General features: G+C 60.4%; 20 protein-coding genes. 10 read left to right on the forward strand and 10 right to left on the reverse strand.

Translation table 11 applies throughout. The annotated features are described in order from the left end of the window. Window positions 1-27 precede the first annotated feature (27 nt). The 8 genes from ORL50_RS00410 to bioB form a co-directional block, all read right to left on the reverse strand. A complete protein-coding gene (locus ORL50_RS00410; protein WP_266009082.1) occupies window positions 28-1317 on the reverse strand; it encodes a GGDEF domain-containing protein in 1290 nt (429 codons plus the stop codon). Between the two features lie 219 nt (window positions 1318-1536). After that, window positions 1537-3342 (reverse strand): phenylacyl-CoA dehydrogenase, encoded by a 1806-nt coding sequence (locus tag ORL50_RS00415; RefSeq protein ID WP_266009084.1) that lies wholly within the window; start codon window positions 3340-3342, stop codon window positions 1537-1539. A 277-nt stretch (window positions 3343-3619) separates the two neighbouring features. Next, window positions 3620-3916, reverse strand: coding sequence for a pyrroloquinoline quinone biosynthesis protein PqqE (locus ORL50_RS00420; RefSeq protein ID WP_266009086.1), 297 nt, complete (start codon window positions 3914-3916; stop codon window positions 3620-3622). A 106-nt stretch (window positions 3917-4022) separates the two neighbouring features. Then, complete coding sequence (gene bioD, locus ORL50_RS00425; protein WP_266009088.1) at window positions 4023-4703, reverse strand: dethiobiotin synthase; 681 nt, start codon at window positions 4701-4703, stop codon at window positions 4023-4025. Continuing rightward, window positions 4700-5512 (reverse strand): malonyl-ACP O-methyltransferase BioC, encoded by an 813-nt coding sequence (gene bioC, locus ORL50_RS00430; protein ID WP_266009089.1) that lies wholly within the window; start codon window positions 5510-5512, stop codon window positions 4700-4702. The genes bioD and bioC overlap by 4 nt, the downstream gene beginning before the upstream one ends. Then, window positions 5505-6236 carry an alpha/beta fold hydrolase gene (locus ORL50_RS00435; RefSeq protein ID WP_266009091.1) on the reverse strand — a complete coding sequence of 244 codons (732 nt, stop codon included), beginning with the start codon at window positions 6234-6236 and terminating at the stop codon, window positions 5505-5507. The genes bioC and ORL50_RS00435 overlap by 8 nt, the downstream gene beginning before the upstream one ends. Beyond that, on the reverse strand, window positions 6229-7407 hold the full coding sequence (gene bioF, locus ORL50_RS00440) for an 8-amino-7-oxononanoate synthase (protein WP_266009093.1): 1179 nt from the start codon (window positions 7405-7407) through the stop codon (window positions 6229-6231). The genes ORL50_RS00435 and bioF overlap by 8 nt, the downstream gene beginning before the upstream one ends. A 152-nt stretch (window positions 7408-7559) precedes the next feature. Beyond that, window positions 7560-8615, reverse strand: coding sequence for a biotin synthase BioB (gene bioB / locus ORL50_RS00445; RefSeq protein WP_266009095.1), 1056 nt, complete (start codon window positions 8613-8615; stop codon window positions 7560-7562). Between the two features lie 89 nt (window positions 8616-8704). Between bioB and ORL50_RS00450 the strand changes: the two genes are divergently transcribed. From ORL50_RS00450 to rarD, 5 genes are all read left to right on the forward strand, one after another. Further along, complete coding sequence (locus ORL50_RS00450) at window positions 8705-9457, forward strand: ComF family protein (RefSeq protein WP_266009097.1); 753 nt, start codon at window positions 8705-8707, stop codon at window positions 9455-9457. 113 nt (window positions 9458-9570) lie between these two features. Beyond that, window positions 9571-10335: a TOBE domain-containing protein gene (locus tag ORL50_RS00455; RefSeq protein WP_266009099.1), complete on the forward strand. Its 765-nt coding sequence runs from the start codon at window positions 9571-9573 to the stop codon at window positions 10333-10335. Between the two features lie 58 nt (window positions 10336-10393). Further along, window positions 10394-12295, forward strand: a complete 1902-nt coding sequence (locus ORL50_RS00460) for a PhoX family protein (RefSeq protein ID WP_266009100.1) — start codon at window positions 10394-10396, stop codon at window positions 12293-12295. A 182-nt stretch (window positions 12296-12477) separates the two neighbouring features. Continuing rightward, entirely contained in the window at window positions 12478-13452 is a 975-nt protein-coding gene (locus ORL50_RS00465; protein WP_266009102.1) for a serine/threonine protein kinase, read from the forward strand. A gap of 161 nt (window positions 13453-13613) precedes the next feature. Then, window positions 13614-14501, forward strand: coding sequence for an EamA family transporter RarD (gene rarD / locus ORL50_RS00470; RefSeq protein ID WP_266009104.1), 888 nt, complete (start codon window positions 13614-13616; stop codon window positions 14499-14501). Window positions 14502-14716: 215 nt separating this feature from the next. On the opposite strand, the gene ORL50_RS00475 is transcribed toward rarD, so the two are convergent. Continuing rightward, window positions 14717-15235: a glycine cleavage system transcriptional repressor gene (locus tag ORL50_RS00475; RefSeq protein ID WP_045059928.1), complete on the reverse strand. Its 519-nt coding sequence runs from the start codon at window positions 15233-15235 to the stop codon at window positions 14717-14719. Between the two features lie 534 nt (window positions 15236-15769). Here ORL50_RS00475 and ORL50_RS00480 point away from each other — a divergent pair. Continuing rightward, window positions 15770-17947, forward strand: a complete 2178-nt coding sequence (locus ORL50_RS00480) for a malate synthase G (RefSeq protein ID WP_266009106.1) — start codon at window positions 15770-15772, stop codon at window positions 17945-17947. Window positions 17948-18053: 106 nt separating this feature from the next. Here ORL50_RS00480 and ORL50_RS00485 read toward each other — a convergent pair whose 3' ends face one another. Beyond that, window positions 18054-18500, reverse strand: a complete 447-nt coding sequence (locus ORL50_RS00485; RefSeq protein ID WP_266009108.1) for a response regulator — start codon at window positions 18498-18500, stop codon at window positions 18054-18056. A gap of 250 nt (window positions 18501-18750) precedes the next feature. Here ORL50_RS00485 and ORL50_RS00490 point away from each other — a divergent pair, with 250 nt between their 5' ends. The 4 genes from ORL50_RS00490 (at window position 18751) to ORL50_RS00505 (ending at window position 23038) form a co-directional block, all read left to right on the forward strand. Next, window positions 18751-20691, forward strand: coding sequence for a putative nucleotidyltransferase substrate binding domain-containing protein (locus ORL50_RS00490; RefSeq protein WP_266009110.1), 1941 nt, complete (start codon window positions 18751-18753; stop codon window positions 20689-20691). Next, window positions 20688-21395, forward strand: coding sequence for a 3'-5' exonuclease (locus ORL50_RS00495; protein ID WP_266009112.1), 708 nt, complete (start codon window positions 20688-20690; stop codon window positions 21393-21395). Before ORL50_RS00490 ends, ORL50_RS00495 begins: the two co-directional genes overlap by 4 nt. A gap of 156 nt (window positions 21396-21551) precedes the next feature. Further along, window positions 21552-22070 carry an RNA polymerase sigma factor gene (locus ORL50_RS00500; protein WP_266009114.1) on the forward strand — a complete coding sequence of 173 codons (519 nt, stop codon included), beginning with the start codon at window positions 21552-21554 and terminating at the stop codon, window positions 22068-22070. After that, window positions 22067-23038: a FecR domain-containing protein gene (locus ORL50_RS00505; RefSeq protein WP_266009116.1), complete on the forward strand. Its 972-nt coding sequence runs from the start codon at window positions 22067-22069 to the stop codon at window positions 23036-23038. Before ORL50_RS00500 ends, ORL50_RS00505 begins: the two co-directional genes overlap by 4 nt. Window positions 23039-23066 lie beyond the last annotated feature (28 nt).

Below are 23066 nucleotides of genomic sequence, written 5' to 3' on the forward strand. Positions count from 1 at the left end.
TCCAGACGCTGAATGCGCCATCATCACTCAATCCGTAGCGGCTTCCATGCGCACCGCGCCACGCCGGTTCTGCCCGAAGGCCACCACGCAGTTTCGCCCGGCGCCCTTGGCGCTGTAGAGCGCTTCGTCCGCCGATTTGAGCACGCGCTCCGGCGTTCGTTGCTCCAGCCGCTCGGCCACGCCGATGCTGACCGTCACCGAGACACTCGACGCGCTTGCACCCGCACGCCGCTGGCGCCCTTGCTGATCATCCTGGGGACGGTTGTCCTGGTTGCGCAGATGGATGTTGTAGGTGGCGATAGACTCGCGGATGAGCTCCAGGTGCGGCAGGCATTCCTCCAGGCTTTTCCCGGCGAACACCAGGGCAAACTCCTCTCCTCCATACCGATACGCCCGCCCACCACCGCCGACCTTGGACAATTTGCTGGCCACCAGCCGCAGCACCTGATCGCCGACATCGTGGCCATGGGTATCGTTGAATTTCTTGAAGTAGTCGACGTCGCTCATCGCCAGCACATAGTTGCGCCCCAGGCGTTGCATGCGCTCATTCAGGGCGCGGCGGCCGGGCAGCCCGGTGAGCTCGTCGCGAAAAGCCATTTGATAGGCTTCATGGGCCACCGCTGCAGCGATCATCAGCATCACCTGGCTGCACATGATGTTCAGGGTGAAGGGCAGGATAAAAGTCTTCGGCAGCATCCAGAACAGGCCGAGCAGGCCGACCAGTTGCGCGGCATGCAAAGGCCGCGGGTGGCGCCAGTACTGCCACGCCAGCAGCAGGAACGCCGCGACGAATACCGGATAGGCCAACTGGATCAAACTCATCCACGCGCCATGCAGGGCGGGCCAGCGGATTTCCGCCAGCCACATCTGCAAGGCCTGGGGATAACTTTGCTCCAGCCCCAGGGCGATACTGCCGACGGCCAGCAATACCGCGAACCGCGCCACCATGTCCTGGAACAGATGAGTGCGCTCCTGCCAGGCGGCAAATACGGCGAACAGCAGCGGCAGCAACAGACAACACAGATGAAACACCACCGCAGCATCCTCGCGTACCGTGCCGTTGTTGCGGTAGTAATCGGTCTGGGTGTCGAGCAGGTAGTAGGCGATGTACACCGTCAGCATCAGGAACAATTCGCGCTGACGCCGATAGACCGCGCAATAGGCGCCGCCTAGCAGCAGCACCAGGGTCGGCAGGACATTGAACAGCGAAGTGAAAAATACGTTCAGGTCCTTGACGTACGCAGCCGCGAGCCCCGCGAGCAATAGCAGCAAAGACGGCAGGAAGTGGCTGAGACGAACAGCGGAAGAACGCGGCAAGGGTTGGTTCCGGCCTGGCTAAGGTTGATGGCACGCGCATGAATCATCGCAGTAAAACACAGCCCTGAGAGAGATGTCATATGGCCATCTTCTTTAACGGCCCGACCGGGGGATTTCTTGATGGGCAGGGACAAATATTTATCCATCCCTGGTTAAAAGCAGGCACAAAAAAACCGCTGCTCCCGAAGAAGCAGCGGTTTGGTCGGAACTGCCCGAGGCTTAGTAGCCCAGTGCGAAGTTCTCTTCTTTCATGTCCATCAGGTTGCCAGCGCCCGACAGCATGGTCGCCACGTGAGTGCGAGTACGCGGCAGGATGCGCTGGAAGTAGAAGCGCGCAGTCTGCAGCTTGGCGGTGTAGAACGCCTCGTCGGAAGTGCCCGCAGCCAGTTTCTCGGCAGCCAGGCGCGCCATGTCAGCCCAGAAGTAGGCCAGGCAGGCGTAACCGGAGTACATCAGATAGTCCACGGAAGCCGCGCCGACTTCTTCGCGATCTTTCATGGCGGCCATACCGACCTTCATGGTCAGCTCGCCCCATTCCTTGTTGATTGCAGCCAGCGGAGTGACGAATTCCTGAACGGCTTCGTTGCCTTCGTTGGTCTGGCAGAACTTGTGGACGATCTTGGTGAAGCCTTTCAGAGCCTCGCCTTGAGTCATCAACACTTTACGGCCCAGCAGGTCGAGTGCCTGGATACCGGTGGTGCCTTCGTACAGCATCGAAATGCGGCTGTCGCGAACGTTCTGCTCCATGCCCCACTCGGCGATGAAGCCGTGGCCGCCGTAGATTTGCACGCCGTGGTTGGCGGACTCGAAGCCCACTTCAGTCATGAAGGCTTTAGCGATTGGAGTCATGAAGGCCAGCAGTGCGTCGGCTTTCTTCTTCTCTTCCTCGTCTACGCCGTATTTGACGATGTCGACTTGCTTGGCGGTGAAATAAACCATCGCGCGGTTGCCTTCGGCGAACGCCTTCATGGTCAACAGCATGCGACGTACATCAGGGTGCACGATGATCGGGTCAGCGGCTTTTTCCGGCGCTTTCGGGCCAGTCAGCGAACGCATTTGCAGGCGATCGCGAGCGTATTTCAGGCCGCCCTGGAAGCCGATCTCGGCGTGGGCCAGACCTTGCAGCGCGGTACCCAGGCGAGCGGTGTTCATAAAGGTGAACATGCAGTTCAGGCCTTTGTTCGCCGGGCCGATCAGGTAACCGGTGGCCCCGTCGAAGTTCATCACGCAGGTGGCGTTACCGTGGATGCCCATCTTGTGTTCCAGGGAACCGCAGGTCACAGCGTTACGTGCGCCGATCGAACCGTCTGCGTTCGGCATGAACTTGGGAACGATGAACAGCGAGATGCCTTTAGTGCCAGCCGGCGCGTCCGGCAGGCGTGCGAGCACGATGTGGACGATGTTGTCGGCCATGTCGTGTTCACCGGCCGAGATGAAGATCTTGGTGCCGGAGACTTTGTAGGAACCGTCGGCCTGAGGCTCGGCCTTGGTGCGCAGCATGCCCAGGTCGGTGCCGCAGTGTGGTTCGGTCAGGCACATGGTGCCTGTCCACTCGCCGGATACCAGCTTGGTCAGGTAAGCCTCTTGTTGCTCAGGCGTGCCGTGCTCGGAAATGGTGTTCATCGCACCATGGGACAGGCCTGGGTACATGCCCCACGACCAGTTGGCTTCGCCGACCATTTCGCTCACAGCCAGACCCAGGGACTCCGGCAGGCCTTGGCCGCCGTGCTCTACGTCGTGGGCCAGGCTTGGCCAGCCGCCTTCTACGAATTGCTTGTAGGCTTCTTTGAAACCAGTCGGGGTCTTAACGCCGGACTCGCTCCAGGTGCAGCCTTCGGTGTCACCCACGCGGTTCAGCGGAGCCAATACCTGCTCACAAAACTTGGCGCCTTCTTCGAGAATGGCGTCAACCATGTCCGGAGTTGCGTCTGCGCAAGCCGGGAGGCTCGAATAGTGCGCTTCGTAGCCGAGCAGCTCGTCACGAACGAAGCGAATATCACGCAAGGGGGCCTTGTAGTCAGGCATAGCGATAAACCTCTGCTGATGTAACCGGGGATGAACGACCGCGTTGATTTGTTGTGGCGGTCAAACAGTTGTTTGAAACATACGTTTACGACCAAACCTTGTCAAGCGTCGATCTTTTGCCGTTCGTCATCACGGCTTCTGCATTTTCCACAGGCAGCCGTCCTCAGCCGCTGCCGGGTTGAAGCGGGCTATACAAAAGATTAGTTGAGCGATAAGGACTTACGCACAAAAACGCCGCGAACAGGCGCGGCGTCTGGAGTGTTGCGCGAGGATGGATTCAGGCGTACGTGTCGATCAACGTACCGAGCATTTCATCGGAAGCCTTGGCGATCTTCACGCCGAGTTCTGCCTGGTATTTGCCCTGGGACATCTCGATCAGGTTGCTGGCCACGTCTGATAGCTGGCTGCTATCCACCGAACGCAAACGACTAGCCTGAATATCCGAAGATTGACTGGCCGCCGACCGTTCGAGGGTATTGTTGGCAATCTGCCCTGCGGCCTGGTCTATGCGGTGCTGTCCGGTCTGAACTGTGCTCAGCCCGGCATAAAAAGCGCTGTTACCTGAGATTTCCATCGCAGAATTCGTCCTTGTGAAGGAACAACAACCTTCATTGAAGCAGACCTGCAGCGAAAAGGCCCGACAAAAACACTAATGGCACAGTGCCTTACCATAGGCAAAACTAGTCCAGCAGATCCAGCTGCAGATGCTCGGCCACCGCTTCCGCACTCACCAGCTTGAGTTTTGGCACCCGGCCCAGACATGGCGCAGGGATCCGCTCGGCCAGCGTCGCCAGGTTTTCTTCCAGACGCGAAGTCTTCGGATCGATGATATTGGCGACCCAGCCCGCCAGTTGCAGGCCATCGCGGGCAATGGCTTCGGCGGTCAACAGCGCGTGATTGATGCAGCCCAGGCGCACACCCACCACGAGGATGACCGGCAGATTCAGCGCCTTCGCCAAGTCCGACAGGTTGTCCTGGTCCGCCAATGGTACCCGCCAGCCGCCAGCCCCTTCGATCAGGGTGAAGTCCGCCTGCATGTCCAGAATCTGCTGCATCGGGATGAACAGCGATTGCACGGTCAACGCCACCCCGGCTTCCCGGGCGGCCAGGTGCGGGGCAATAGCGGGTTCGAACGCCACCGGATTGACCTGCACATACTTCAGCGGCAAGGAACATTCCGCCAGCAATGCCAATGCATCGGCATTGCGCAAACCCTTGGGGGTTACATCGCAGCCAGAGGCCACCGGCTTGCCCGCTGCCGTGCTCATTCCGGCCGACCGCGCGGCGTGCAGCAAGCCGGCGGCTACGGTGGTCTTGCCCACATCGGTGTCCGTACCGGTGATGAAATAGGCTGCGCTCATAAAGGTTTCTCCAGCACCGCGTAGACCACTTGATAAGTCGCCGGCAGACCTTCGGCCTGACGAAACTGCTCATAAGCCTCGATCAAGCCGAGAATTCGCGCGCGACCGGTCAAACCACCGGGCCGCCCAGGATTAATGTTGTGCGCACCCAACGCCTTGAGTTCATGGGTCAGGCTGCGCACATCAGGGTAATGCAGCACATGTGCACAGGTTTGCAGGCTCGCTACACGCAAGCCACTGTCCGCGCACAGATGCTGGTAGATACCCAGCTCGCGGAAGCGATTAACGTGAACCATGCCATCCACTCTGCGCCAACTGTCACGCAACTCGGACAACGTGCCCACACACAGACTAGCAAATGCGAAAACGCCTCCCGGTTTCAGCACCCGCCGGACTTCACTGAGCACTGAGGCGAAATCCGCGCACCATTGCACCGCCAGGCTGGAAAAGATCAGGTCACAGCTCGCATCCTGCAACGGCAGGCTCTCCGCGTCCCCGGCAATGAAGTGAGTGGCGCCACCCAGTGGGCGAGCGTGAGCCAGCATGCCTTCGGCGATATCCAGCGCCACACCTTGGGCGTCGGTAAAGCGCTCGCCCAGTGCGCGGCTGAAATAGCCCGTGCCACAGCCCAGGTCCAGCCAGCGATCCGGTGAAAAATCTTCCGGCAGGCGACTCAGCAACTGGCTGCCGACATCGCGCTGCAATTCGGCCACGCTGTCGTAGGTGCCTGCCGCCCGGGAAAAGGAGGCCGCCACCTGGCGTTTGTCCGGCAAACCGCCGGACAGGTTGGGAAGGGACAGGTCAGTCATCGCCGCACTCGTGCAAAAAAGCCTGGATCGCCCCCGCCACTCCGTGCGGGTCCTCCAGGAGAAACGCGTGACCGGCCTGTTCAATCAGACCGATTTCCACATCCGGCAGCAACGCCAGCAACTCGCCCGCGGCTTCCGCAGGCACTAATCCGTCCAGACCGGCGAACAGGTGCAACTGCGGACCGCGAAAGGCCTGCAATGCCTGGCGCGTATCCAGTTGCGCAAGCAGCTCCAGGCCGCTCATCAATACCTCTGGCGAACTGTGCGGAGCTCCCCCCAGCAACAGCCGCGACAGGCCGCGGGCATCTTCGGCGCCCTGAGCGCACAGCAGCGAGAACCGCTTGAGGGTCATGCGCGAGTCGTCGCGACAACCGGCCAAAAAAGCATCGAAGGTTTCACCGGGCATCGCGCTCGGCCAGTGTTGATGGGCGACGAAGGAAGGATTGCTCGCCAGCGTCAGCAGACCGCAGCAGCGATCACCGCGCCGTGCCGCCAATTCAGACGCCAACATGCCGCCTAATGACCAGCCGCCCAGCCATGCATCTTGAGGTACGGTCGAGTCGAGTTCGTCGAGCCAGTCTTCGAGATCACTCGACTCCAGTTCCGGCAGCGGTTCGATCTCGACATGCAGGTGTTCATCCAGCCCTTGCAACGCCGCCGCCAAAGGCTCCAGGGGAGAAATCCCCAGGCCCCAGCCTGGCAGCAGAATCAGTCGATTACGCATGGCTTGGCTCCGCCCCCAATTGTTGAAAACAATCTGCCAGTGCGTTTAACAATAGCTGCACCTGCGCTTCGCTGTGCGCAGCGGTCAAGGTCACCCGTAGCCGGGCGCTTCCGGCAGGCACAGTGGGTGGGCGGATTGCTGTCACCATCAGGCCGCGCTCGCGGAGCATTTGCGACAGGCGAATCGCGCGACCGGCATCGCCGACCATGATCGGCTGGATAGGGGTAAAGCTGTCCATCAACTCCAGGCCAATCTGCTGTGCGCCGTGGCGGAACTGGCTGATCAATGCCTTCAAGTGTTCACGCCGCCAGTGTTCGCTGCGCAGCAGTTCGAGGCTCTTCAGGGTTGCGCACGCCAGGGCGGGGGGCTGACTGGTGGTGTAGATATAGGGGCGGGCGAATTGGATCAGGCTTTCGATCAGCTCTTCGCTGCCCGCGACAAAGGCTCCTGCCGTGCCGAAGGCCTTGCCCAGCGTGCCCACCAGCACCGGCACATCGTCCTGGCTCAGGCCGAAGTGCTCGACGATTCCACCGCCGTTGGCACCCAGCGGGCCAAAACCGTGGGCATCATCGACCATCAACCACGCGCCTTTCGCCCGTGCTTCACGAGCCAGGGCGGGCAGATCGGCGATATCGCCGTCCATGCTGAACACTCCGTCGGTGACGACCAGAGTATTGCCAGTGGCTTTTTCCAGGCGCTTGGCCAGGCTGGTCGCGTCGTTATGCAGGTAACGATTGAAACGCGCACCGGATAGCAGGCCGGCGTCCAGCAAAGAGGCATGATTAAGCCGGTCTTCCAGCACTGTATCGCCCTGCCCCACCAAGGCAGTCACGGCCCCGAGATTGGCCATGTAACCGGTGGTGAACAACAGTGCGCGGGGCCGGCCGGTCAGGTCGGCCAAGGCTTCTTCGAGTGCATGATGCGGGCTGCTGTGACCGATCACCAGATGGGACGCCCCACCACCGACGCCCCACTTGGAGGCGCCAGCGCGCCAGGCTTCGATCACTTGCGGATGGTTCGCCAGGCCCAGGTAGTCGTTGTTGCAGAAGGCGAGCAACGGCTGGCCATCGACCACCACTTGCGGGCCCTGAGGGCTTTCGAGCAGCGGGCGCTGGCGGTAGAGGTTTTCGGCACGACGGGCAGCAAGCCGTGCACGGAGATCAAAAGACATGCAGGCCTCGGAGGTTAAATCACATAAAACAATGCGGACACACCCCCTGTAGGAGTGAGCCTGCTCGCGATGGGGCCAGTACATTCAACATTGATGTCGACGCAATCGCGAGCAGGCTCACTCCTACAGGGTTGGCATTTCAATCAGGAGTATCAGACCGCGGCGTTATAGAACTGCTCGCTGCTCTTCTGCTCCACCAACGCTTGCTCAATCGCCGCCTGGTGTACCTCGTCCGCATGCTCTTCACGTGCTTCCGGCAGGATTCCCAGGCGCGAGAACAACTGCATGTCCTTGTCAGCCTGCGGGTTGGCGGTGGTCAGCAATTTGTCACCGTAGAAAATCGAGTTGGCACCGGCGAAAAATGCCAGGGCCTGCATCTGCTCGTTCATTGCTTCACGGCCTGCGGACAGGCGCACATGGGACTGCGGCATGAGGATGCGCGCGACCGCCAGCATGCGGATGAAATCGAACGGGTCGATGTCCTCGGCATTTTCCAACGGAGTGCCGGCGACTTTCACCAGCATGTTGATCGGCACCGACTCCGGATGCTCCGGCAGGTTGGCCAGCTGGATCAGCAGGTTGGCGCGGTCGTCGAGGGATTCGCCCATGCCGAGGATGCCGCCCGAGCAGATCTTCATTCCGGAATCACGCACGTAGGCCAGGGTCTGCAGGCGCTCACTGTAAGTACGGGTGGTGATGATGCTGCCGTAGAACTCCGGCGACGTGTCGAGGTTGTGGTTGTAATAGTCCAGGCCAGCCTGGGCCAGCGCTTCGGTCTGGTCCTGATCGAGACGGCCGAGGGTCATGCAGGTTTCCAGGCCCATGGCTTTCACGCCTTTGACCATCTCCAGTACATAGGGCATGTCCTTGGCCGAAGGATGCTTCCAGGCGGCGCCCATGCAAAACCGAGTCGAGCCGATGGCTTTGGCGCGAGCGGCCTCATCGAGGACCTTCTGCACTTCCATCAGCTTTTCTTTTTCCAGCCCGGTGTTGTAGTGACCCGACTGCGGACAATATTTGCAATCTTCCGGGCAGGCGCCCGTCTTGATCGACAGCAAGGTGGAAACCTGCACGCGATTAGCGTCGAAATGCGCGCGGTGCACCGTCTGCGCCTGGAACAGCAGGTCATTGAATGGCTGCACGAAGAGTGCTTTGACTTCGGCCAAAGACCAGTCATGACGCAGGTTTGCAGTGGTGCTGGCGCTCATGGGCGTTTCCTTGTTTTATGCTTGGCAGGCGCCGGGTATGGAATAACCACAGGCGCGACACGGATGTTCGGCATATTTAAGGAAGAGCGATGCGCTGTCAACCACGTTACGATGGTCCGGTTTACATCTGGTTAAAAAACAAACAGTCGTGTTTGCTATGCCAGGAAGATGTCGAAGACACTGCGCCGATCTGCATGGCCTGTGAAACTGAGCTGCCATGGCTCGGCGAACAATGCCTGACCTGCGCCTTGCCTCTGCCCGCACCCGGCATGACCTGCGGTCAATGCCTGACGCACCCGCCGGCTTTCGAACAGGTCGCCGTGCCCTGGCTTTACGGTTTTCCGGTCGACGCGCTGATCACCCGTTTCAAACACAACGCGAAGTGGCCATATGGGCGCCTGCTCGGCGAACTTCTAGCGCAGTACCTGCAAAATCGCTTCGACGAGCACATGCCACGCCCCGATGCGCTGGTGCCGGTTCCCATGGCTACCCGACGCTTGCGCCAGCGGGGCTTTAATCAAGCCGCGATGCTGGCGAACTGGCTGAGTGAAATTCTGCAGATAGGGTGCGACGAGAAGCTGGTCCGGCGGGTTCAGGACACCAGTGCGCAACAGGATCTGAAGGCTGAGGCACGCAAAAAAAATCTGCGCAATGCCTTCGCCCTGGCACCGGATGCAACCGTCACAGGCCTGCACTTTGCTCTGGTGGACGACGTGCTGACCACCGGCGCCACGGCCCACGCCTTAGCTCGCCTGTTACTGAACGCAGGGGCTGCACGGGTCGACGTCTATTGTCTGGCGCGCACGCCAAAGCCTGGCGATACCACGTCTAAAACCCTGTAGGAGCAAGCCTTGCTCCCACAGATTCACTTCTGCATAGAGATCACCTTGGCTTGACTACCAGCCGCCAAGCCGCCAACTTCCTGCTCATCGTCACAGCCAAAAGCGCCCCCACCATGTCCCTGCCAACCCTGTTGTCCCAGCACATCGTCCGCCGCCCGCAGCGCATCGCCCTGCTGCAACACATCGCCGAGCAGGGCTCGATCACCCGCGCGGCGAAAAGCGCCGGGCTGAGTTACAAGGCGGCCTGGGATGCTATCGATGAGCTGAACAACCTGGCGCAGCAGCCCTTGGTGGTACGTAGTGTTGGCGGCAAGGGTGGTGGCGGCGCCCGGCTATCCAGTGAGGGTGAGCGGGTGTTGCGCCTGTACCAGAAGCTACAGGTCCTCCAGGCTCAGGTGCTGGAAACCGCTGAAGAAGCCAGCGACCTGGGCCTGCTCGGGCGCCTGATGCTCAGGACCAGCGCACGCAATCAGTTGCACGGCAAGGTGGTCGCGATCGAGACCCAGGGGCGTAATGATCGAGTTCGCCTGGAACTGGCCGCCGGCCTGGTGATCGACACGCAGATAACCCACGACAGCACCTTGCGCCTGGAACTGCAAATCGGCACCGAAGTAGTGGCGCTGATCAAGGCCGGCTGGCTCGATTTGCTCGGCATGGATCATCAGCCGACAGCGGGCACCAACTGCCTGGAGGGCAGGATCGAAGAAATACTCGACGCCGAGGACGGCCCGAGTGAAGTGCGCATCAGCCTCCCCAACGGCCAGACGTTGTGTGCGCTGGCCGAGCCGCTCCACCTGCAAACACTGGGCCTGGGCGTCGGCAAACCGCTACAAGTGCAATTCGCACCTTCCAACGTACTCTTGGGTACACCGCTCTGAAACATTAGCGTCATTAATGCTCTTTAAGGTGGCTGCAAAATCCTGCAGGGAGCCTGATGTGAGCCTATTAGAAGAAAACCAGTCCACCGACCTCGAAAAAATGGTCGGCCTCAGCCGCCGTGGCTTCATCAGCGCCGGCGCCCTCTGCGGCGCGGCCATGTTCATGGGCGGTAGCCTGCTGAGCCGTAGCGTCCTGGCCGCCAGTGTCAGCGCGGGCACCAGCAAGCTGCTGGGTTTCGACAGCATTCCCGCCGCGACCAACGACGCCATCAGCCTGCCGCCGGGCTACCGGTCTTCGGTGTTGATCAGCTGGGGGCAGCCGTTGCACAAGGACGGTCCAGCTTTCGATCCGAGCGGCAACGGCACCGCCGAGCAGCAGGAACTGCAGTTCGGGGACAACAACGACGGCATGAGCCTGTTCGAGTTTGCGGGTGAAAAAGACCGTGCGCTGATGGCGATCAACAACGAATACACCAACTATCGCTACCTCTACCCCCACGGCGGCATGCCGCAATCGGCCGCCGACGTGCACAAGGCCCTGGCCTGTGAGGGCGTGTCGGTGATCGAAGTGCAACGCAAGGGCGGCCAATGGCACTTCGTCCAGGGCTCGCGCTACAACCGTCGCATTCATGGCAACGCGCCCATCGACCTGAGCGGTCCCGCAGCTGGCCACGCCCTGATGAAAACCAGCGCAGACCCCCAAGGCAAACATGTCCTCGGTACTTTCCAGAACTGCGCCAATGGCAAGACGCCCTGGGGCACTTACCTGACGTGCGAGGAAAACTTCACCGACTGCTTTGGCAGCAGCGACGCCGGGCAAGTATTCGATGCGGCGCAAAAACGCTACGGCGTGGTGGCCACCAGCAAGGAAATCAATTGGCATCCCCACGATCCGCGCTTCGACATGGCAAAAAATCCCAACGAGCTCAACCGTCACGGCTGGGTGGTGGAGATCGACCCGTTTGATCCGAAGTCGACTCCGAAAAAGCGTACCGCCCTGGGCCGCTTCAAGCATGAAAACGCCGCACTGGCGGAAACTGCCGACGGCCATGCCGTGGTGTACATGGGCGATGACGAGCGCGGTGAGTTCATCTACAAGTTCGTCAGCCGCGACAAGATCAATCATGCCAATGCCAAGGCCAACCGCGACCTGCTGGATCACGGCACCTTGTACGTCGCGCGTTTCGACTCCGGCGACAGCAATCCTGATCATCCCAAAGGTCATGGCGAGTGGATCGAGCTGACCCACGGCAAGAACGGCATCGACGCCGGTAGCGGTTTTGCCGACCAGGCCGAAGTGCTGATCCACGCCCGCCTCGCCGCCAGTGTGGTGCACGCCACCCGCATGGACCGGCCGGAGTGGATTGTCGTCAGTCCCAAGGACGGCCAGGTCTACTGCACCCTGACCAACAACGCCAAGCGTGGCGAAGACGGCCAGCCGGTGGGCGGGCCTAACCCGCGGGAAAAGAATGTGTACGGGCAGATCCTGCGCTGGCGTACCGATCGGGATGATCACGGCTCGAAAAGTTTCGCCTGGGATCTGTTCGTCGTCGCCGGCAACCCCGGCGTTCATGGCGGTACGCCAAAGGGTGGTTCGTCGAACATCACGCCGCAAAACATGTTCAACAGTCCGGACGGCTTGGGATTCGACGATGCCGGCAGGTTGTGGATACTCACCGACGGCGATTCGAGCAATGCCGGTGACTTCGACGGCATGGGCAATAACCAGATGCTCTGTGCCGACCCGGTGACCGGCGAAATCCGCCGGTTCATGGTTGGCCCGGTCGGCTGTGAGGTAACTGGGATCAGCTTCTCGCCGGACCATAAAACCCTGTTTGTCGGAATCCAGCATCCGGGGGAAAACGGCGGATCGACCTTCCCTGAGCATCTGCCGAACGGTAAGCCGCGCTCTTCAGTGATGGCTATCAGCCGGGAAGATGGCGGAGTCGTTGGCGCCTGATACGCCTTCATCGACGGAAAAGCTTCGCGGGCAAGCCCGCTCCCACAGGGTTGTCGCCGATTTAATAATGGCGCATAGACCTGTGGGAGCAGGCTTGCCCGCGAAGGCGTCCGCCCAGACAACACACATCTGCGCTACCATGCTTGGCCGGACGCGGCAGCCTGCTGCGCGCAGGAGTCAGCATGGCCCACCCGTTTGCAACCCTCACCCCAGATCTTGTGCTCGATGCCGTTGAAAGCATCGGTTTCCTCAGCGACGCCCGCATCCTGGCCCTCAATAGCTACGAGAACCGTGTCTATCAAGTCGGCATCGAAGACAGTGAACCACTGATCGCCAAGTTCTACCGCCCAAAGCGCTGGACCAACGAAGCGATCCTTGAAGAGCACCAGTTCACCTTCGAACTCGCCGAATGCGATGTGCCCGTAGTCGCGCCGATGATCCACAACGGCGCCAGCCTGCACGAGCACAACGGTTTCCGTTTCACCCTGTTCCCGCGCCGTGGTGGCCGCGCGCCCGAGCCAGGCAATCTCGACCAGCTGTATCGCCTGGGCCAATTGCTCGGACGCCTGCACGCCGTGGGCGCGACCAAACCTTTTGAACATCGCGAAGCGCTGGGCGTACAGAACTTCGGTCATGCCTCGCTGACAACCTTGCTCGAAGGCAATTTCATCCCTAAAAGCCTGCTGCCCGCCTACGAGTCAGTCGCCCGCGACCTGCTCAAGCGAGTCGAAGAGGTCTACAAGGCCACTCCCCACCAGAACATCCGCATGCACGGGGATTGTCATCCGGGCAACATGATGTGTCGGGATGAAATGTTTCATATCGTCGACCTCGACGATTGCCGCATGGGCCCTGCGGTACAGGACATCTGGATGATGCTCGCAGGCGATCGCCAGGAATGCCTCGGCCAGTTGTCAGAGCTGATGGACGGCTACAACGAATTCCACGACTTCGACCCGCGGGAGCTGGCGCTGATCGAACCGCTGCGCGCGTTGCGCCTGATGCACTACAGCGCCTGGCTGGCCCGACGCTGGGATGACCCGGCGTTCCCTCACAGTTTTCCGTGGTTCGGCACGGAGCGGTACTGGGGCGATCAGGTGCTGGCGCTGCGTGAGCAACTGGCGGCGCTCAACGAAGAACCGCTGAAACTTTTTTAATTCAAGATCAAAAGATCGCAGCCTGCGGCAGCTCCCACATTGGAATGCGTTCCCACGCAGGAGCTGCCGCAGGCTGCGATCTTTTTGCTTTCTGACACGACACATCTATACAACCACCCTACAATCCCTTCTTTTGTTAGCTGCCTAAGCAAGGATTCTGCATGCAAGCCGCCAACCCGCGCCGCGGGTACATCCTGGGCCTGAGTGCCTACATCATCTGGGGACTCTTCCCGCTCTACTTCAAAGCCATCGCCAGCGTCCCAGCCGTGGAGATCATCATCCACAGGGTGCTGTGGTCGGCACTGTTCGGCGCGATGTTGCTGATGGTCTGGAAGCACCCAGGCTGGTGGCGCGAATTGCGCGACAATCCAAAACGCCTGGCCATCCTCGCCCTCAGCGGCACCCTCATCGCCGCCAACTGGCTGACCTACGTCTGGTCGGTGAACAACGGGCGCATGCTCGAGGCCAGCCTGGGTTACTACATCAACCCACTGGTAAACGTGCTGTTGGGCATGCTGATCCTCGGTGAACGCTTGCGCCGCATGCAGTGGTTGGCGGTAGGTCTGGCGGCAGTCGGAGTGGCACAGCAGGTATGGCAAGTCGGCAGCCTGCCCTGGGTGTCGCTGGTGCTGGCATTGACCTTTGGCTTCTACGGCTTGATCCGCAAACAGGCACCGGTCAAAGCCCTACCGGGGCTGGTGGTCGAAACCTGGATGCTGGTGCCGATTGCAGTCGCATGGCTATTGTTCAATCCCGGTGCGAGCAGCGCCCAAGCACAGTTCTGGACCACCTCCGAAGCCTGGTGGCTGGTGGCTGCCGGCCCGGTGACGCTGGTGCCCCTGGTATGTTTCAACGCGGCGGCGCGGCATTTGCCCTACACCACGCTGGGCTTTCTCCAGTACCTGGCGCCTACGCTGGTCTTGCTCCAGGCCGTGCTGTTATTCGGCGAGCATCTATCCTCCAGCACCTTGGTGGCTTTCATCTTCATCTGGGCGGGCCTGGCGGTTTACAGCGTCGATGCGGTGATAAGTCTGCGCCGACGCAGCTGATCAAAAAACATACAAACCTCTGCAGGCCACGAATTTCGTGGCCTGCAACCATCTGCCCCAAGGTTATCCACAGCGTGATCCCCGGCGATTGTGCGCAAGTTATTGAAACTGCTGGTTTTTTGATCAACTGCTGGAGAAGCCCGGCCCCCGTGGGCTGGCGGGCTGTCTCTACAGGTTATCCACAGGCAGGTGCACGTTTAACTTGGATAACCTTTTCAAGCCTCGCTGCGCAACACCAACTCCACCATCAAATCATCCGCCAGGGTTTCCAGGCGCGACTGCAACACATCCAGTGACAGCGTCAGCGGCACCGCAAGAATCGCTTCGGCGTGGAACAGTGGTTCGCTGCTCATCGGTGCGGGACGCACTTCGGTCACCAGCCGTTCGAGATTCACCCCCTGCTCACTGAGCAGGCGAGTGATATCGCGCACGATGCCCGGCCGATCATTGCCCACCAGTTCCATGGCAATCGGCTTCCAGGTGCAGGACTGCTCAATGCCACTCTCGGCGATCAGCACCCGTATCCCGTGGGCGGATAAGGCTTGCAGCGCATCCACCAGCTCGTCATAGGCTTCGGCCGGCACTCCCACCCGCAGAATGCCGGCGAATTGCCCGGCCATCCGCGACATTCGGCTTTCCAGCCAGTTGCCGCCGTGCTCGGCAATGCACTGGGCGATGCGCTCGACCTGCCCAGGCTTGTCCGGAGCGAAAACTGTGAGTACGAGGTGGTCCATGGCGCAGCCCTCTTTTGTTATGGAAAGGCAAGTATAGGCAAGGGTTGGTACTGCGTTGACTAGCCGACGCCATCGCGAGCAGGCTCACTCCTACACCGATCGCGCTACGCCTGTGAGAGTGAGCCTGCTCGCGATTGGATCACCTCTGTGGATCCTGCGAACCACAAATCGTGTACAACTTTTTATATTTAACTGGAACAATCCATCACTTTTTTGAGAACATCCCGTTCCCCGACGCGACCGCAATGCGTCATGGGGTCGCAGAACGACGTAATTAGTCTAATTTTCACAACCGCAATTCATCATGTAGTATGCCGCAGCGCGCACTACATAACGTTGGATCGATGTCTGCCAAGGCGCAGTCGCAACCCCTGAAAGCCCTGTCAGCAAGGCCTCAAGCCGTTGATTGGACCAACCCCAGCCGCCCGCAAGGGCATGTACTGGCGCCAGGGTTTGTGGTTTAAATGGCCAGAGGCTTCATTGTCATAATTGAAGAGCTGAAAAGCGAAATAGCTGAGCAGAGTGAGGCAAGCAATGACTGAACACGTTCAAGTCGGTGGCCTGCAGGTCGCCAAAGTCCTGTTCGACTTCGTGAACAACGAAGCCATTCCCGGTACCGGCCTCACCGCCGATAAGTTCTGGGCCGGTGCCGACAAGGTCATTCATGACCTGGCGCCGAAGAACAAAGCCCTACTCGCCAAACGCGATGATTTCCAGGCTCGTATCGATGGCTGGCACCAATCCCGTGCCGGTCAACCACACGACGCCGTGGCTTATAAAGCCTTCTTGCAAGACATCGGTTATCTGCTGCCAGAAGCGGCCGATTTCCAGGCAACGACGCAAAACGTCGATGACGAAATCGCCCGCATGGCCGGCCCGCAGCTCGTGGTGCCGGTGATGAATGCGCGCTTCGCGCTCAATGCCTCGAACGCCCGCTGGGGTTCGCTGTACGACGCGCTGTATGGCACTGATGCCATTAGCGAAGCCGACGGCGCAGACAAAGGCAAAGGCTACAACAAGGTCCGCGGCGACAAGGTCATTGCCTTCGCCCGTGCTTTCCTCGACGAAGCGGCACCTCTGGCTGCCGGCTCCCACGTCGACTCCACCGGCTACAAGATTGTCGACGGCAAACTGGTGGTCGCCCTCAAAGGTGGCAGCAACTCCGGTCTGCGCGACGACGCCCAGTTGATCGGCTTCCACGGCGATGCTGCGGCACCTACCGCGATCCTGCTGAAGAACAACGGCCTGCATTTCGAGATCCAGGTCGACGCCAGCACCCCGGTCGGCCAGACCGACGCTGCCGGCATCAAAGACATTCTGATGGAAGCCGCGCTGACCACCATCATGGACTGCGAAGACTCCGTCGCCGCTGTCGATGCCGATGACAAAGTGGTGATCTACCGCAACTGGCTTGGCCTGATGAAGGGCGACCTGTCGGAAGAGGTTTCCAAGGGCGGCAAGACGTTCACCCGCACCATGAACGCCGACCGCACCTACACCGGCGTCGACGGCAAGGAACTGAGCCTGCATGGCCGCTCGCTGTTGTTCGTGCGCAACGTTGGCCACTTGATGACCATCGACGCCATCCTCGACAAGGACGGCAACGAAGTACCGGAAGGCATTCTCGACGGTCTGGTGACCTGCCTGGCCGCCATCCACAGCCTCAACGGCAACAACTCACGCAAGAACAGCCGTACCGGTTCGGTCTATATCGTGAAGCCGAAGATGCACGGCCCGGAAGAAGCCGCATTCACTAACGAGCTGTTCGGTCGCATCGAAGACGTGCTGGGCCTGCCGCGCAACACTCTGAAAGTCGGCATCATGGACGAGGAGCGCCGCACCACGGTTAACCTCAAGGCCTGCATCCAGGCGGCTGCCGAGCGCGTGGTGTTCATCAACACCGGCTTCCTCGACCGCACGGGTGATGAAATCCACACTTCCATGGAGGCCGGCCCGATGGTGCGCAAGGCCGACATGAAAGCGCAGAAGTGGATCGGCGCCTATGAGAACTGGAACGTCGATATCGGCTTGAGCACCGGCCTGCAAGGTCGTGCGCAAATCGGTAAAGGCATGTGGGCAATGCCCGACCTGATGGCGGCGATGCTTGAACAGAAAGTCGCTCACCCGCTGGCCGGCGCAAACACTGCCTGGGTACCGTCGCCAACTGCAGCTGCGTTGCACGCATTGCACTACCACAAGGTCGACGTGTTCGCCCGCCAGGCCGAACTGGCCAAGCGTGCGCGCGCCTCGGTAGACGACATCCTGACCATTCCGCTGGCAGTAAACCCGAGCTGGACTGCAGAGCAGATCAAGAACGAACTGGACAACAACGCCCAGGGCATTCTCGGTTACGTGGTGCGCTGGATCGACCAGGGCGTAGGCTGTTCGAAGGTACCGGACATCAATGATGTCGGCCTGATGGAAGACCGTGCAACGCTGCGTATCTCCAGCCAGCACATCGCCAACTGGCTGCGCCACGGTATCGTTACCGAAGAGCAAGTGCTGGAAAGCCTCAAGCGCATGGCGCCCGTGGTTGACCGTCAGAACGCCAACGACCCGCTGTACCGCCCACTGGCACCAAACTTTGACAGCAACATCGCCTTCCAGGCGGCGGTCGAACTGGTGGTGGAAGGTACCAAGCAACCGAACGGTTACACCGAGCCGGTGTTGCATCGTCGTCGCCGTGAGTTCAAGGCTGCGAATGGCATTTGAGTAATCGTTAGCGCTGAACAAAAAAGGCCCTGATCTGCGGATCAGGGCCTTTTTTTGTTCGGGGAAGATCAAAAAGATCGCAGCCTTCGGCAGCTCCTACAGGTGATCACAAATCCAAACCCAACTCGTGTTTCACCAGTCCCAGCAGCTTCACGGTATCAATTGGCTTGAGCAGAAAATCCACCACGCTCAGATGCATCGCGGCGATGGCGTCTTTCACATCGGCATCCCCGGATACGATGATGATCGGCATGGCCGCCCGCACCGATTCGCGCACCTGGCGAATCAAGTCCAGGCCATCGACATGGCCCATCCGCAGATCGGTGATCACCAGGCCAATCGAAGGTTTCTCGCTCAACATCTTGAGGGCGGTTTCACCGCTGGCTGCAGTCATGCAGCGAATACCATCGAGAGCCAGGATCTCCGACAATAATTCACGTGCGTCTTTGTCATCATCGACGATCAGCACGCGCTGTGGCGGTAGATCGGGTTCGAGCATGACCGCACTTAGCGCCTCGCGCTCGGCGTCACTCAGGATATCGTGGTCGGACATGGCTTTCTCAAAGGTTTCAAATCGTTCCTGGCCCACTGGTGAGACATCGCCAGGCAGACGTTCAATGTGCACTTCGTCGGATTTATTTCCAATAGTCGGGGGGTGGGAATTTTCTCGCCGTGTCGTCAGATTCTTCCGATAGTTAATCAGGCTGTCGCCTACCTAGACTTACGTCCAATGGGCACCCCGCGCCCATGGGCCGACCATGGTGAAGTCATCCGACAACAACAATTCAAAAAAGATTGCGGTCATGGTTATGAGTAAAGCGGACGCCTTCACCCAGGCAGGGAAAACCGCGGTGTTGCAGAACATCCAGGGCACTTTGCAGTTCCTTCAGCGCTTCCCGCCGTTCAATCAAATGGAACATGCCCACCTGGCGTATCTGGTCGAGCAATGCCAGCTGCGTTTTTACGCACCGGACGAGAGCATCATCAAGCCCGACGATGGCCCGGTTGAACACTTCTACATCGTCAAGCAAGGCCGGGTCGTGGGTGAGCGCCCGCATACCGCGAAAGGCGGGACCGAAACCACTTTTGAAATCACCACCGGCGAGTGCTTTCCACTCGCCGCATTGTTAGGCGAGCGCGCGACCCGTACCGAACACCTGGCAGCCGAAGACACCTTTTGCCTGCAGCTGAACAAGCTGGCATTCATCAAGCTGTTCGCGCTTTCGCATACCTTTCGCGACTTTGCCCTGCGTGGCGTCAGCAGTCTGCTGGACCAGGTCAACCAGCAAGTCCAGCAAAAAGCCGTGGAAACCCTGGGCACCCAATACTCGCTCAACACCCGCCTGGGCGAATTGGCCATGCGTCACCCAGTCACCTGCAGCCCGATCACGCCCCTGCGCGAAGCAGTGACCCTGATGCATGAGCAACAGGTTGGCAGCATTGTGGTGGTCGATGATGAAAAAGCCCCACTGGGGATTTTTACCCTGCGCGACTTGCGGCACGTGGTGGCCGGCGGCACCAACGACTTCAACGAAGCCATCGAACGGCACATGACCCGCGCCCCGTTCTTTTTATCGCCGGACCACAGCGCCTTCGATGCAGCGATTGCCATGACCGAGCGGCACATTGCCCACGTCTGCCTGGTCAAGGATCACCGACTGTGCGGAGTGGTGTCGGAGCGCGACCTGTTTTCCCTGCAGCGGGTCGACCTGGTGCACCTGGCCCGGACTATCCGCAGTGCTCAGCGCGTGGAAAGCCTGGTAGCACTGCGCGGCGAGATCGGCCAGCTGGTGGAACGCATGCTGGCCCATGGCGCGTCTTCTACCCAGATCACTCACATCATTACCCTGCTCAACGATCACACGGTGTGCCGGGTAATCGAGCTGACACTGGCCGAGAAAGGCGACCCGGGTGTGCCCTTCAGTTGGCTCTGCTTCGGCAGTGAAGGCCGTCGCGAGCAGACGCTGCACACCGATCAGGACAACGGCATTCTGTTCGAGGCGAAGGACGCCGCGCACGCGGCAGAAATTCGCGGCAAGTTGCTGCCCATCGCCCAGCAGATCAACCAGAGCCTGGCGTTGTGTGGGTTCACGCTGTGCAAGGGCAACATCATGGCTGGCAACCCCGAGCTGTGTTTGTCCCGAGCTGAATGGGCCCGGCGGTTTTCCGCATTTATCCGCGAGGCCACCCCGGAAAACCTGCTGGGCTCGAGCATCTATTTCGACCTGCGCGTGGTCTGGGGTGATGAGCAGGGTTGTGAACAATTGCGTCGCGGTATTCTCGATCAGGTGGCCGACAACCGCCTGTTCCAGCGCATGATGGCTGACAACGCCCTTCGCAACCGGCCACCGGTAGGACGTTTCCGCGAATTCGTCCTGGCCCGCAAGCATGGCGAAAAAGCCACGATGGATTTGAAAGTCCAGGGTCTTACCCCCTTTGTCGACGGCGCCCGGTTGCTGGCCCTGGCCAACGGCATCGAGACCAACAACACCCTGGAACGCTTTCGCCAACTGGTCGATAAAGAAGTCATCGACCGACTTGACGGTGCGGCCTACGAAGAGGCCTATCACTTCATCCAGCAGACCCGCATGCAGCAGCATCAGCTGCAGACCCGGGAGAACCTGCCCTACTCCAACCGGGTCGACCCTGACAGCCTCAATCACCTAGATCGACGCATCCTGCGTGAGTCCCTGCGCCAGGCCCAACGCCTGCAAAGCAGCCTGACTCTGCGGTATCAGTTATGAACCTGTTCTCATGGTTTCGCCCAGCAGGCCCAGTGCTGTCTGGCGACGTGCTGCAACGCCTGGATCGCCTGCCGGCACAGGCCGGGCTCAGCGAATGCAGCCTGCGCGAGCAGCGCTGGGTCGTGCTGGACCTGGAAACCACTGGGCTGAACCTGAACAAGGACCAGGTGCTGTCGATCGGTGCGGTGGTGATCGAGGATGGGGCTATCGACTTCAGTCAACAGTTCGAACGAACCCTGCAATGCGCTGACATGAAATTGGCCCCAAGCGTGCTGATCCATGGCCTCGGCCCAAGCGCGATCGCCGCCGGCAGCGATCCAGCGCAAGCATTGCTGGAGTTCATGGAATTCCTTGGCGACAGCCCGGTGCTGGCTTTTCATGCACCTTTCGACCAGCACATGCTCGGCCGAGCGCTGAAGGATCACCTGGGGTACAAGTTGCAGAATACCTTCCTGGATGTGGCGGACATCGCCCCGCTGCTGTGCCCCCAGGCACAGATTCGCGAAGCGGGACTGGACGAGTGGATCGACTGGTTCAAGCTCGAAGTATTCGAGCGCCACAACGCCAGCGCCGACGCGCTGGCCACTGCGGAACTGGCGCTGATTCTGTTCAGTCGGGCACGCCAGCAGCAGATTCACAGCCCGTTGAACCTGCAGCAGCGGCTGAGTCAGTGGAAGCGGCGCCAGCATTCTCCCTCCTTCTAACGCAACGCGATCCCGTGTAGCAGCTGCTACAAGGGCTCATACGGTTCAAAATACCTGTAACGCCCACCCGACCAGCGCCAATTGCTTACCTCCCCCGCCTCTGCGACAATCGCGAACAATTCTCGTTAGTTAACTCTTCCCAATCGGTGATGCTGCGTGCCGTCAGTCCAAAGCCCCCACAGCGAGCTCGTCGGTGCGTTATATCGCGACCACCGCAGCTGGCTATTGGCTTGGCTTCGACGCAATGTCGCCTGTCCGCAACGGGCTGAAGATCTCAGTCAGGACACCTTCGTGCGACTGCTGGGCCGCGGCGAACTGAACGAGCCCCGCGAGCCCCGGGCGTTTCTGGTGGCGATCGCCAAGGGCCTGTTGTTCGACTATTTCCGCCGCGCCGCGCTGGAGCAGGCTTACCTTGCCGAGCTGATGCTGATCCCCGAAGGCGAACACCCCTCGGTGGAAGAACAACAACTGATTCTCGAAGACTTGAAGAACATCGATCGTCTGCTCGGCAAACTGTCGAGCAAGGCGCGGGCGGCGTTTCTGTTCAACCGGCTCGACGGCCTCAGCCACGCAGAAATCGCCCAGCGCCTCGGAGTGTCGGTGCCGCGGGTCAGGCAATACCTGGCCCAGGGCATTCGCCAGTGCTACATCGCGCTGTACGGTGAACCCGTATGAGCCCGGTCAGTTCCAAACCGGTCTCGACGCAGGTCCTGGATGCGGCGATTGCCTGGCAGCTGGCGCTGGATTCCGGCAACCCGGTGGAGCGCGAAGAGTTCGCCAAATGGCACGCCGCCCACGAAGAACACGCGCGCGCCTGGCGTCAGCTGGGCATGCTCGACCAGCGTTTCAGTGTCGCTAATGGTCCGGCGCGTGCCGCGTTGCTGCAATCGCGCGAAGGCATCCGCCGACGTGTGCGCAAGCTGGGCAGCGGCCTGGCCAGCATCGTCGCAGTGATTGGCCTGGCGCTGTTCGCGGGCGAGCGCTATCTGCCGCTCGACTATTGGCTGGCCGATCAGCGTACTGCCACTGGCGAACAGCGGACCCTGCGCCTGAGCGACGGCACCGTGATCAATCTCAACACCCACAGTGCCGTGGACGTGCGCTTTGATGAGAAGCAGCGGCGGGTGATTCTCCAGGACGGTGAAATCCTGGTTGAAACCGGTCACGGCGACAGTCGGCCGTTCATTGTCGAAACCCGCGAAGGCAGCATGCGTGCACTGGGTACGCGCTTCCTGGTCAAGCGTGAAGATGAAGGCACACGTCTGAGCGTATTGCAGTCGGCGGTTGCGGCCTATCCGCAGGCGAGTCTCGAGGAACAGATTCTGCGCGAAGGCCAGCAAGTGCTGATGCGCAACAATGGCCTCGGCCCCATCGTTGCGCTCAACCTCGGTGCGGACGCCTGGACCCGGGGCATGTTGGTGGTGGACAACGCGCGCCTGGAGGACCTGGTGCATGAACTGAGTCGTTACCGTCCGGGGTACCTGGGCGTAGCGCCGGAAATTGCAGACCTGCGGATCACCGGCAGCTTTCCCTTGAACGATACCGACAAGGCCTTGCGCACATTGCTGCCGACGCTGCCAGTGCAGATCGAGCAGCACACGCAGTGGTGGGTGACGGTGACGAAGGCTGAAGCCAGGCCCTAATTGAAAATTATTTCTACCCAGCCCTATC

Source organism: Pseudomonas sp. RIT-562 (genome assembly GCF_026241895.1).
GTDB classification, from domain to species: Bacteria; Pseudomonadota; Gammaproteobacteria; order Pseudomonadales; family Pseudomonadaceae; genus Aquipseudomonas; species Aquipseudomonas mandelii_F.

Bases quoted from the DNA above. Each gene is read 5' to 3' on its own strand.
- ORL50_RS00465 (WP_266009102.1), top strand. From the start codon at position 12,478: ATGGCCCACCCGTTTGCAACCCTCACCCCAGATCTTGTGCTCGATGCC.
- ORL50_RS00485 (WP_266009108.1), bottom strand. From the start codon at position 18,500: ATGTCCGACCACGATATCCTGAGTGACGCCGAGCGCGAGGCGCTAAGT.
- ORL50_RS00450 (WP_266009097.1), top strand. From the start codon at position 8,705: ATGCGCTGTCAACCACGTTACGATGGTCCGGTTTACATCTGGTTAAAA.
- ORL50_RS00505 (WP_266009116.1), top strand. From the start codon at position 22,067: ATGAGCCCGGTCAGTTCCAAACCGGTCTCGACGCAGGTCCTGGATGCG.
- bioB (WP_266009095.1), bottom strand. From the start codon at position 8,615: ATGAGCGCCAGCACCACTGCAAACCTGCGTCATGACTGGTCTTTGGCC.
- ORL50_RS00480 (WP_266009106.1), top strand. From the start codon at position 15,770: ATGACTGAACACGTTCAAGTCGGTGGCCTGCAGGTCGCCAAAGTCCTG.
- ORL50_RS00435 (WP_266009091.1), bottom strand. From the start codon at position 6,236: ATGCGTAATCGACTGATTCTGCTGCCAGGCTGGGGCCTGGGGATTTCT.
- bioC (WP_266009089.1), bottom strand. From the start codon at position 5,512: ATGACTGACCTGTCCCTTCCCAACCTGTCCGGCGGTTTGCCGGACAAA.
- bioF (WP_266009093.1), bottom strand. From the start codon at position 7,407: ATGTCTTTTGATCTCCGTGCACGGCTTGCTGCCCGTCGTGCCGAAAAC.
- rarD (WP_266009104.1), top strand. From the start codon at position 13,614: ATGCAAGCCGCCAACCCGCGCCGCGGGTACATCCTGGGCCTGAGTGCC.
- bioD (WP_266009088.1), bottom strand. From the start codon at position 4,703: ATGAGCGCAGCCTATTTCATCACCGGTACGGACACCGATGTGGGCAAG.
- ORL50_RS00495 (WP_266009112.1), top strand. From the start codon at position 20,688: ATGAACCTGTTCTCATGGTTTCGCCCAGCAGGCCCAGTGCTGTCTGGC.
- ORL50_RS00490 (WP_266009110.1), top strand. From the start codon at position 18,751: ATGGTTATGAGTAAAGCGGACGCCTTCACCCAGGCAGGGAAAACCGCG.
- ORL50_RS00475 (WP_045059928.1), bottom strand. From the start codon at position 15,235: ATGGACCACCTCGTACTCACAGTTTTCGCTCCGGACAAGCCTGGGCAG.
- ORL50_RS00420 (WP_266009086.1), bottom strand. From the start codon at position 3,916: ATGGAAATCTCAGGTAACAGCGCTTTTTATGCCGGGCTGAGCACAGTT.
- ORL50_RS00455 (WP_266009099.1), top strand. From the start codon at position 9,571: ATGTCCCTGCCAACCCTGTTGTCCCAGCACATCGTCCGCCGCCCGCAG.
- ORL50_RS00415 (WP_266009084.1), bottom strand. From the start codon at position 3,342: ATGCCTGACTACAAGGCCCCCTTGCGTGATATTCGCTTCGTTCGTGAC.